The organism is Spirillospora sp. NPDC000708 (genome assembly GCF_040299565.1).
Lineage (GTDB): Bacteria > Actinomycetota > Actinomycetes > Streptosporangiales > Streptosporangiaceae > Spirillospora.
The window spans coordinates 1-10,059 of record NZ_JBEPCJ010000170.1 but is presented as its reverse complement, the minus strand read 5'-3'; the positions used below and the strand labels follow the sequence as shown (position 1 = coordinate 10,059).

General features: G+C 73.3%; 13 protein-coding genes. 10 read left to right on the top strand and 3 right to left on the bottom strand.

The window, feature by feature from the left end:
- The coding region (locus ABT299_RS51255) for an ABC transporter permease (protein WP_500255310.1) at positions 1 to 549 on the top strand (549 nt) is incomplete at its 5' end.
- A 132-nt stretch (positions 550 to 681) separates the two neighbouring features.
- Here ABT299_RS51255 and ABT299_RS51250 read toward each other — a convergent pair.
- Positions 682 to 1,077: a MerR family transcriptional regulator gene (locus ABT299_RS51250; protein WP_190856901.1), complete on the bottom strand. Its 396-nt coding sequence runs from the start codon at positions 1,075 to 1,077 to the stop codon at positions 682 to 684.
- Positions 1,078 to 1,170: 93 nt separating this feature from the next.
- Here ABT299_RS51250 and ABT299_RS51245 point away from each other — a divergent pair, with 93 nt between their 5' ends.
- Entirely contained in the window at positions 1,171 to 1,911 is a 741-nt protein-coding gene (locus ABT299_RS51245; RefSeq protein WP_433241208.1) for an SDR family NAD(P)-dependent oxidoreductase, read from the top strand.
- Between the two features lie 52 nt (positions 1,912 to 1,963).
- Here ABT299_RS51245 and ABT299_RS51240 read toward each other — a convergent pair whose 3' ends face one another.
- Entirely contained in the window at positions 1,964 to 2,359 is a 396-nt protein-coding gene (locus ABT299_RS51240) for a winged helix-turn-helix transcriptional regulator (protein WP_500255309.1), read from the bottom strand.
- Between the two features lie 137 nt (positions 2,360 to 2,496).
- On the opposite strand from ABT299_RS51240, the gene ABT299_RS51235 reads away from it, so the two are divergent.
- Both ABT299_RS51235 and ABT299_RS51230 read left to right on the top strand, forming a co-directional pair.
- Positions 2,497 to 3,045: an SRPBCC domain-containing protein gene (locus ABT299_RS51235; RefSeq protein ID WP_500255308.1), complete on the top strand. Its 549-nt coding sequence runs from the start codon at positions 2,497 to 2,499 to the stop codon at positions 3,043 to 3,045.
- A gap of 164 nt (positions 3,046 to 3,209) precedes the next feature.
- Complete coding sequence (locus tag ABT299_RS51230; protein WP_206699970.1) at positions 3,210 to 3,473, top strand: WhiB family transcriptional regulator; 264 nt, start codon at positions 3,210 to 3,212, stop codon at positions 3,471 to 3,473.
- Here the strand turns inward: ABT299_RS51230 and ABT299_RS51225 are convergent.
- Positions 3,448 to 4,650: a low temperature requirement protein A gene (locus ABT299_RS51225; protein WP_500255307.1), complete on the bottom strand. Its 1,203-nt coding sequence runs from the start codon at positions 4,648 to 4,650 to the stop codon at positions 3,448 to 3,450. The two genes, ABT299_RS51230 and ABT299_RS51225, sit on opposite strands and share 26 nt — an antisense overlap.
- Before the next feature lie 190 nt (positions 4,651 to 4,840).
- Between ABT299_RS51225 and ABT299_RS51220 the strand changes: the two genes are divergently transcribed.
- The 6 genes from ABT299_RS51220 to ABT299_RS51195 all read left to right on the top strand — a co-directional run bounded on the left by ABT299_RS51220 (position 4,841) and on the right by ABT299_RS51195 (position 10,004).
- Positions 4,841 to 5,599, top strand: a complete 759-nt coding sequence (locus tag ABT299_RS51220) for an SDR family oxidoreductase (RefSeq protein WP_500255306.1) — start codon at positions 4,841 to 4,843, stop codon at positions 5,597 to 5,599.
- 65 nt (positions 5,600 to 5,664) lie between these two features.
- Positions 5,665 to 6,102, top strand: a complete 438-nt coding sequence (locus tag ABT299_RS51215; RefSeq protein ID WP_500255305.1) for a cupin domain-containing protein — start codon at positions 5,665 to 5,667, stop codon at positions 6,100 to 6,102.
- Positions 6,103 to 6,223: 121 nt separating this feature from the next.
- On the top strand, positions 6,224 to 6,466 hold the full coding sequence (locus ABT299_RS51210) for a hypothetical protein (protein WP_500255304.1): 243 nt from the start codon (positions 6,224 to 6,226) through the stop codon (positions 6,464 to 6,466).
- A 36-nt stretch (positions 6,467 to 6,502) separates the two neighbouring features.
- The gene (locus ABT299_RS51205) at positions 6,503 to 8,323 is read left to right on the top strand and encodes a ferritin-like domain-containing protein (protein WP_500255303.1); all 1,821 of its coding nucleotides are present in this window, start codon (positions 6,503 to 6,505) and stop codon (positions 8,321 to 8,323) included.
- Positions 8,320 to 9,282 (top strand): alpha/beta hydrolase, encoded by a 963-nt coding sequence (locus ABT299_RS51200; protein ID WP_500255302.1) that lies wholly within the window; start codon positions 8,320 to 8,322, stop codon positions 9,280 to 9,282. Before ABT299_RS51205 ends, ABT299_RS51200 begins: the two co-directional genes overlap by 4 nt.
- Complete coding sequence (locus tag ABT299_RS51195) at positions 9,282 to 10,004, top strand: alpha/beta fold hydrolase (protein ID WP_190856892.1); 723 nt, start codon at positions 9,282 to 9,284, stop codon at positions 10,002 to 10,004. Before ABT299_RS51200 ends, ABT299_RS51195 begins: the two co-directional genes overlap by 1 nt.
- The last annotated feature ends 55 nt before the right edge of the window (positions 10,005 to 10,059 follow it).

Below are 10,059 nucleotides of genomic sequence, written 5' to 3'. Positions count from 1 at the left end.
GCCACCGGCGCCACCGGAACCGCCGTCATGGTCGCCACCGACATGACCGAAGGCATCATCGCCCGCTTCCGCACCATGCGCATCTCCCGCGCCTCGGTACTGACCGGCCACGTCATCGCCGCCGTCATCCAGCAACTCCTCGGCATGACCGTCCTGATCGCCATCGCCCTGGCCATCGGCTTCCGCCCCCACGCCGGCGCCACCGACTGGCTCGCCGCCGCCGCCATGCTCACCCTGTTCGCCTTCGCCATCACCTGGCTGTCGGTCGCCCTCGGCCTGAAGTCCTCCACCCCCGAAGCCGCCAGCAACGCCCCCATGCCCCTGGTCCTGCTGCCCTTTCTGGGCAGCGGATTCGTCCCCACCGACTCCATGCCCACCGCCCTGCGCTGGTTCGCCCAATACCAGCCCTTCACCCCCATCATGCAAACCATCCGCGGCCTCCTCCTGGACACCCCCATCGGCAACAACGCCGCCATCGCCACCGCCTGGTGCACCGCCATCGCCCTCGCCTCCTACCTGTGGGCCAAGCACACCTTCAACAAAGCCTGACCCCCACACAACCCGGCCACACAGGGCCGCCAGACCACCCGGTCCGGCGGCCCTGAGCCATTCGTGCATCCGGGAGTGCGGGTACGCCCCTGGAACACGGGCACGCGGATGGATCCGCGCCGGCGCCGGTGGTCAGGGGCGGGCGGCGAGCGGAGCCCGGTCGTCGGCCGCGCTCCCGGACGCCGTGTCGATCACTTCGTCCAGGACGTCGCGCGAGCGGACCAGATCGCCGATCAGGCGGTTGATGCGGTCGCGCTCCGCGGCGAGCTCCTCGACGAGCTTCGGGGTCGCGATCTCGTTCGGCCGGCCGTCGCCGTCCCTCATGCAGGGCAGCAGCTGGGCGATCTTCTTGCTGTTCAGGCCCGCGGCGTAGAGGGTCTGGATGCGGACGACGCGGTCGACCGCCCACTCGCCGTAGTCCCGGTGCCCGCCGGGCGTCCGTTCGGCGCGGAGCAGTCCTTGCGCCTCGTAGTAGCGCAGGGAACGCTCGCTTACGCCGCTGCGCCGGGCCAGCTCACCGATCCGCATTCCGCACCCCGTGAAGACCACTTGAACCTGACACCAATGTGAGCTCCTACCTTGCCGCCATGACGAGCGGATCGTCCAGGGAGGGAAGCAGCGATGAGTGAACTGACCGGCAAGGTGGCGCTGGTGACCGGCGGCAGCCGCGGAATCGGCGCGGCGACGGCGAAGCGGCTGGCCGGTGCGGGAGCGGCGGTCGCGTTGACCTACGTCGAGGCGGCGGACCGAGCGCGGAAGGTCGCCGAGGAGATCGAGGCGGACGGCGGCAGGGCCGCGGTGGTCCAGGCCGACTTGACCCGTCCCGACGCCGCGGCGGAGGCGGTGGAGCGGACGGTGCGGGAACTGGGCCGCATCGACATCCTGGTGAACAACGCGGGCTTCCTCGCCTACGGCCCGCTGGCGGAGGTGACGGACGAGGAACTGGACCGGGTCCTCGCCGTGGACGTCCGGTCGGTGTTCCTGGCCGCCCGGGCGGCCGCGCGCCACATGGGCGACGGCGGGCGGATCATCAGCATCGGGTCGTGCTTCAACGGGCGCGTTCCCGGCGCGAACTTCGTCCTGCAGGCGACGGCCAAGTCCGCGCTCGTCGGGTTGACCAAGGGGCTCGCGCGGGAGCTGGGGCCGCGCGGGATCACCGCCACCGTCGTGGACCCGGGACCGATCGACACCGACATGAACCCGGCCGGCGGCGAGACCGCCGGCTTCCAGCGCTCCCTCACCGCGCTGGGACGGTACGGCGAGGCCGAGGACATCGCCGCCGCGGTGGTCTACCTGGCGGGTCCCGGCGGCCGCTACGTCACCGGCACCGCCCTGGCCGTGGACGGCGGGTACACCGTCTGACGGCGGCCGGTCCCCGTCCGCGGGCGGGCGGGGACCGGGCCGCGGTCGCACGTCAGCCGTCGTGGTCGAAGGCGTCGCGGTTGCCGGCGATGGCGGACCGGTGGGTCCGCACCCAGAGGACGAGGTGGTCGACGGCCTGCGCGAGCGAGCGGCCGAGCGCGGTGAGCTCGTACTCGACCCGCGGGGGGACCTCGGGGTAGGCGGTCCGGGTGACCAGGCCGTCGCGGTGCAGCGCGCGCAGGGTGTGGCTGAGCATCCGCTGGGAGATGCCGCTGATCCTCTCGTGCAGGGCGGTGTAGCGCATGGGGCCGGACGCCAGCTCCGTGACGATCAGGACGGTCCACTTGTCGCCGACGCGGGCGAGGATGTCGCGGACGAGCCCGATGGTCTCGACGCAGTCGGGCGCGACCCCCTGCGCGGTCAGTTCGGCGCGGAGCGCGGCGTCCATGCGATTCGGCCCTTCGCGTTGCGTTGCCTACCTCAAAGTGCGTATTGGCGAGGGGGATTAATGCCCGCCGATCCGCGATTCCTACCGATCGTAAGTGCGGAGGCCCGCTGCGGCGGCCAGCGAACGGAGGACGCGGGATGAGCGACCAGGACACCGGACCGAGGCGGACGGACGGCGGAACGGAGGTCCGCCACGAGACCTTCACGATCTCCCGGCGGCTGGACGCGCCGCCGTCCGCGGTCTTCGCCGCCTTCGCCGACGACGCGGTCCGGCGGCGCTGGGTCAAGCTCCCCGGGTCCGGAGCCACGTACCACCACGAGTTCCGCGTCGGCGGCGGCGAGACCGCTCAGAGCACGTTCGCCGTCCTGGACGCGGCGCCGGAACATCTCGACTACCGGTCCCGCTACATCGACATCGTGCCGGAGCGGCGCATCGTCTACGTCTACGAATCCACTGTCGACGAGGTGCTCCGCTGGACCTCGCTCGTCACAGTCCAGATGACCGGCGACGCCGGATCGACCGATCTGACCTGGACCGAACAGGTCGCTTTCCTCACCCGCACGGGCGACGGCTCCGCGGACCTCCCGCATTTGCGCGGCGCGACGGCGCTTCGCCTGACCGGCCTGGCGGTGGCGCTCCAGCCGCCGACGTCGGTGGCGCCCGCCGGGGGCCGGAGATTCGCCTAGGGCTTCCCAGGGCTTCCTAGGGATTCGGCTAGGGACTCACACGGGTCCGGCCGGGCGCCATTTCGGAGACCGTTGTTCTCGGCCCCGAAATGGACGCACTCGGCTGGAGGGACAGTGACGACTAACGATCCATCGCCCGGACCCGCGGAAAGGGCGCGAACACGATGAATCTGCACTGGACCGAGACCGCGTCGTGCGTCTCTGTCGATGCCGATCTGTTCTTTCCGCTGGGCGACGAGACCGTCCACGCGGAACAGATCGCCGAGATCCGCCGGGTCTGCGCCGCGTGCCCGGCCGCGCGCCGCTGCCTGGAATGGGCGCTGACGACCGGCGAGCCGGAGGGCATCTGGGCCGGGACGACCCCGGGCGAGCGGCGCCGCATCCGGGCCGCCGGCCGGACGGTCAGCGCCCCTCCCGGTTCGGGATGATCGTGAGGACGGCCGTCAGGACGCAGGTGGCCGCGATCGCCGCGACGATCGCGGCCACCCCGGCCCCCGGCGCCGCGAGCGGCAGCAGCAGGACCGCGGCGACCCCGCACAGCACCACCGCCGGATGCATGACGCGGGCGCCCGGCAGGGGCGTGTGGACCGTCCAGAGCAGCAGGACGAACAGCGCGGTCGGGATCGCGACGGCGTAGCAGGCCGCGAGCGGCGACGCCCCGGCGTCGTGCCCCGTCTGCCCGACCGCCACCTCGAGCCCCGCGCCGAGCGCGGCGAGGCTCGCGAAGACGCCGTAGTGGCCGTAGCCCCACCGGTAGGACCGGTGACGGCCGTCGCTGAGCGCCTCGCCCGCCGGGACGAGGAAGTAGAGCCACCAGAGGGCGAACAGCAGGACGAGGCCGGACCCGGCGATGACGATGAGCCGGCCGCTGACCTCCGCCTCGTCGAGCGCCCCGGCGACCGCGTTGGACGCGGCGAGGACGCTCTCCCCGAAGAGGATGATCGTGAACAGGCCGTAGCGTTCGGCGATGTGGTGCGGATGCCAGCTGGTGGGGCCGGCCCGCTCCGCCCACCGCGGCACCGCGAGCTCCAGCAGGGCCAGGGCCGCGAAGCACGGGACCCGCGTCGCCGGCGGCAGGGCGCCCGCCTCGGCCGCGACGAGCCAGAGGATCCAGCCCGCCTGCGCGACGGTGACGCCGAGGGCGTAACGCAGCGCGGTGCGGCGGCCTGCCGGGTCCTCGGCGCCCGCCCGCAGCCACTGCGCGACGAGGGCGGTCCGCATGACGAGGTAGCCGATCGCGACGGTGCGGTAGTCGGAGTGGTCCGCCGCCGCCGGGACGCCCGCCGCGAGGACGAGGACGCCCGCCATCTGCAGCATGGTCAGCAGCCGGTACGGGATGTCGTCGGTGTCGTACGACGACGCGAACCAGGTGAAGTTCATCCACGCCCACCACACCGCGAAGAAGACCTGGAGGAACGGGACGAGTCCGGACAGGGCGTGCCCGCCGGCGACGTGCTCGGCGAACCGGGCGGTGACCGCCGCGACCGCGACCACGAAGGTGAGGTCGAACAGCAGCTCCAGCTGGCTCGATGCGCGGTGCGGCTCGTCGATCGCGCGCGCGGTCATCCGGACCCGGATCCGGCACGCGGCACCTGCTGGCGGCACGGTCTCGCTCCCGTCGTCGCATGGCTCGTCCAGCCGCGAAGACAAGGGAGGAGCCCCGTTTGTGACGCCCGGGGCCCGATCCGGCCGCTTCCCGGAATCTTCCGCCGGAGCTGTCACAGCCCGGCGGGGCGGCCTGTCTTAGCTGGCGACCGGGCGGTGACCGACGGCCCGGCGGACGGAAGGGATCCTCATGAAGATCGTGGTCATCGGCGGTACCGGCCTCATCGGCTCCAAGGCCGTGGAGATGCTCCGGCAGCACGGGCACGAGGCGGTGCCGGCCGCGCCGAACACCGGCGTCGACACCCTCACGGGCGAGGGGCTCGCGGAGGTCCTGGAGGGCGCGTCCGTGGTGATCGACGTCTCCAACTCGCCGTCCTTCGAGGACACGGCGGTGCTGAACTTCTTCACGACCTCGACCGGCAACCTGCTGGAGGCGGAGAGGAAGGCGGGCGTCGGCCACCACGTCGCGCTGACGATCGTGAACACCGACCGGCGGCCCGACATCGGGTACTTCCGGGCGAAGGTCGCGCAGGAGAGGCTGATCGCGGAGTCGCCGATCCCGTTCTCGCTGATCCACGCGACGCAGTTCTTCGAGTTCGGGCGCAGGATCGCCGACGAGGCCGCCGCCGGCGGGGACACCGTCCCGATGCCGCCGGTGCTGTTCCAGCCGATCGCGGGCGAGGAGGTGTCCCGGACGGTCGCGCGGACCGCGGCGGGCGAGCCGCTGAACGGCCGGATCCAGATCGCCGGCCCGGAGGTGTCCCGGATGGACGAGTTCTTCCGCAAGGCGCTGGCGGCGTGGGGCGACCCGCGCGAGGTGGTCACCGACCCGCACGCGCACTACTTCGGCGCCGAGATGCACGAGCGCGACCTCGTCCCGGACGAGGGCGCCGCGACCCTCGGCGAGATCAGGTACGCCGACTGGCTGGCGGCGAACCCCGTCAAGTGACCTCCCCGTCAAGTGACCCCCGTCAAGTGACACCGTCCGCACCGACAAGCCGAGGAGGCGCCTCCATGTCCGGTTCCGACTCCACCGCCGCCGAGCAGAAGCCCAGGTCGACCGCGTGGCAGACGGCGCTGACCACCGTCCAGGAGGTCGAGCCGCCCTTCATCCCGGCCGGCGCGCACGCCATGACCGTGGTCATCGAGTACCCGCCCGGCGACCCCGGCGCGCCGCCGCACCGGCATCCCGGTCCCGCGTTCGGCTACGTGCTGGAGGGCGAGATGCTGATGGAGCTCGAAGGGCAGCCGCCCCGGCCGGTCCCGGCGGGCGAGGCGTTCTGGGAGCCCGGCGGCGACGTCATCCACTACCAGGACGGCAACAACCGCGACGACATGCCCGTCCGGTTCGTCGTCACGATGCTCTGCGAGCCGGGCAAGCCCATGCTGACCCTGGTGGACGAGGCGGAGCTCGCCGAGCGCGCCCACCTGCGCGTTCCCCGGGATTCCTGACCCGGCACCGCGACGGCCCGGCCGCACCCGCACCACGACGGCCCGGCCGCGCCCGCACCACGGCCCGGCCGCCGGGCGGGCCGCCCGGCGGCCGTCCCGACGATCCCCGCGTGGAGGACAGATGAGCAGGCCGACGGGCGACGAGTTCGAGATCGAGTTCGAGGCGGAGGTCGAGGCCGAACTGGACCTCGCCGTGGCGAGCGAGCCGGGACCGGCCGGGCCGCCGGCCTCGGAGTGGCTGTTCGACCCGGCCGACGTCGAGCGCGAGGAGGTCGAGCTCCGCAACCTCCTCGGCGCGGCCGAGGAACTGGAGGCCGACCCCCGGTCGCGCGGCACCGGCACCGGCACCGGCGAAGGCGCCTGACCCCCGCCCACCCCACGACATCCGAAGCGAGACACCATGAACCACCCGGCCGGGCGGCAGCATGCCCCCGTTCCCCTCCCGCCGGCGGGGATCGCCACGCTCGACGATCTCCGCGAGCACCTCCAGTGGGCGATCGAGCTGGAGCACGCGACCCTGCCGCCGTACCTGTGCGCGCTCTACTCGCTCGACCCGGAGCGCAACCCCGAGGCCGTCGAAGCGGTGGCGGGCGTCTTCATCGAGGAGATGCTTCACCTGGCGCTGGCCGCGAACCTGCTCAACGCCGTCGGCGGGAGCCCGCGGCTGGACGCGCCGGAGCTGCTGCCGCCGCACCCCCGGCGGCTCCCGCACGCCGCGCCGTCGCTGGAGCTGTCGCTGCTCCCGTTCGGCGACGAGGCGCTCGACATGTTCCTGCGGCTGGAGCGGCCGGCGCCGCCCGGCGCCCCCGCCGAGGGCGACGGCTACGAGACGATCGGGCAGTTCTACGAGGCGGTCGAGGCCGGGCTGCGCGGGCTGTGCGACCGGCTCGGCGAGGCGGCGGTCTTCACCGGCGACCCCGCCCGCCAGGTCGGCGCCGAGCACTTCTCGCACACCGCCGGACGGATGATCGCCGTCACCGGCCTCGCCACGGCGCTGACCGCGCTGGAGGAGATCGTCGAGGAGGGGGAGGGCACGTCCCGCGGCGCGGTCTGGGACGGCGACCCGGACGTCCACCACCCCGACCGGGACGAGGTCGCCCACTACTACCGCTTCCAGGAGCTCAGGACGGGGCGGCGGTACCGCCGCGGCGACACCCCGCGGTCCGGGCCCACCGGCGAGCCGCTCACCGTGGACTTCGCCGGCGTCCTGCCGATGCGTCCCAACCCGAAGATCGCCGACCACGCTCCCGGCAGCGCGATCCGGACGGCCCAGGAGGAGTTCAACCGGACGTACTGCACGCTGCTTCACCTGCTGGAGCAGGCGTTCAACGGCAGCCCGCGGCTGCTCGCGGTCGCCGTCGCGACGATGTACAAGCTGAAGGCGCAGGCCCAGGCGCTGATGCGGACGCCCGACGGCGAGGACGCCACCGCCGGCCCCACGTTCGAGTACGTCCCGCCGGAGGAACGCGGATGGACCGCCGGCCACGAGCCGCAGCGGATCAACGTGCTCCCCGACGGCCCGTACCTCGTCTACGGCGGCGTCCCGCTCCGCCGCAAACGCAAGATCGTCTCTGCTGAGAACAACGCGCTCACCTGGCGGACCGGGGAAGCGCTGCCGACGGAGGCCACCTACGCGCTGTGCCGCTGCGGCCATTCGGGGTCGAAGCCGTTCTGCGACGGGACGCACGCCCTGATCGGGTTCGACGGCACCGAGACCGCCGACGTCCGGCCCTACGAGGAACTGCAGCACGTGCACGACGGGGTGGCCATCTCGGCGCAGCGGGTCGGCGAGCTGTGCATCCACGCCGCGTTCTGCATCGGCCGCACCCGGCCGATCGCGGAGATGCTCGCCGAGACCGGCGACAGCGACGTCCGCTCCAACATCATGGGGCGGATCGACCACTGCCCCTCCGGCTCCTACAGCTACGCCCTGCGGCGCGGCGGGGAGACCGTCGAGCCCGACCTCCCGCCGGCCGTGTCCGTCCTCGAAGAGGAGGACGGGCTGGCCAGCGCGCTGTGGGTGACCGGCGGCGTGCCGGTGCACCGCGCCGACGGGCGGCCCCTGGAGACCCGGAACCGCATGACCCTGTGCCGTTGCGGGCACTCCTCCGGCAAACCGCTGTGCGACGGGACCCACCGAAAGATCGACTTCCGCGAGGAAGCGCCAGGCCCGGCGACCCGCCCGGCCGGCACCACCACGGAGAAGGGAAGCACGGCATGAGCGAGCACGTCCTGGAGCCTGCGGCGCAGGAGTTCGGCGAGGCCGCGGCGAAACCGCCGCTCCTGTACGAGCGCGGGACCGAGGGGGCGCGAAAACTCCTCGACGACGTCCAGGCCGGCCCGGTCGCGGCGCCCGACGTCGACGACACGTGGATCACGGTCCCGGCGGAGGTCGGCGACGTCCGGGTCCGCATCGTCCGGCCCGCCGGGACCGCCGGGACGGTCCTGCCGGCCGTCCTGTACGTGCACGGCGGCGGCTGGGTCCTCGGCAACGCCGGCACCCACGACCGGCTCGTCCGCGAGCTCGCCGCCGGCACCGGGGCCGCGTTCGTGTTCGTCGAGTACGACCGCTCGCCCGAGGCCCGCTACCCGGTCGCGATCGAGCAGGCCTACGCCACCGCGCAGTGGATCATCCGGCACGGCGCGGAGCAGGACCTCGACCCGTCCCGGCTCGCGGTCGCGGGCGACTCGGTCGGCGGGAACATGGCCGCCGCGCTGGCGATCATGGCGAAGCGGCGCGGGGACGTGACGTTCGTCCACCAGTCGCTGTACTACCCGGTCACCGACGCCGCGCAGGACACCGCCAGCTACCGCGAGTTCGCCAACGGCCCGCACCTCACCGCCAAGGCGATGGCCTGGTTCTGGGACGCCTACACCACCGATCCTGCCGAGCGCGCCGAGATCACCGCCTCGCCGCTGCGCGCCACCCTCGACGACCTGGCCGGGCTGCCGCCCGCGCTGGTCATCGTCGACGAGAACGACGTGCTCCGCGACGAGGGCGAGGCCTACGCCCGCCGCCTGACCGAGGCGGGCGTGCCGACCACGAGCATCCGCTACAACGCCGCGATCCACGACTTCATGATGCTGAACCCCGTCCGGGACACCCAGGCGTCCCGGGCCGCGACGGCCCAGGCCATCGCCGTCATCAAGGCCGCCCTCGGCACCGGGAAGGACGCCTGATGAGCACCGAGAAGCCCGTCGTCGTCCTGGTCCACGGCGCGTTCGCCGAATCCGCGAGCTGGAACCGCGTCATCCGGCGCCTGAACGGCCACGGTCTCCGCGCCGTCGCCGCGGCCAACCCGCTGCGCTCGCTGGCGGGCGACGCCGCCTACGTGCGCGACGTCGTCGCCGGGATCGGCCGCCCGGTGGTCCTGGTCGGCCACTCCTACGGCGGCATGGTGACCACCGCGGCGGCGGCGGGGGACCCGGCCGTCCGGTCGCTGGTCTACGTCGGCGCCTTCGCGCCCGACTCCGGCGAGAGCGCCCTGCAGCTGTCCGGCAAGTTCGAGGGCAGCACCCTGGCGGGCGCGCTCGTCGGCTACCCGGTCGCGTCCGGCGGCAACGAGTTCCGGATCGACGAGGAGAAGTACCACGGGCAGTTCTGCGCCGACCTGGACGCCGAGGAGGCCGCCCTCATGGCGGCGACGCAGCGCCCGGTGACCGAGCGGGCGCTGGCCGACGCGCTCGAGGTGAGCGAGCCGGCCTGGCGCACCAAGCCGTCGTGGTTCGTGTTCGGCGGCCTCGACCGCAACATCCCGGCCGAGGCGATCCGGTTCATGGCCGAGCGGGCCTCGGCCCGCGGGACCCACGAGGTCGCCGGAGCCTCGCACGCCATCGCGGCCTCGCAGCCCGACGCCGTGGTCGCCGCCATCCTCGACGCCGTCGGCGCCGACGGCGGCTGATCCGGGAAGGACCGTGTCGAGCCGGCCGTCCGCCCGATCCCGCGCGCGGGGTCGG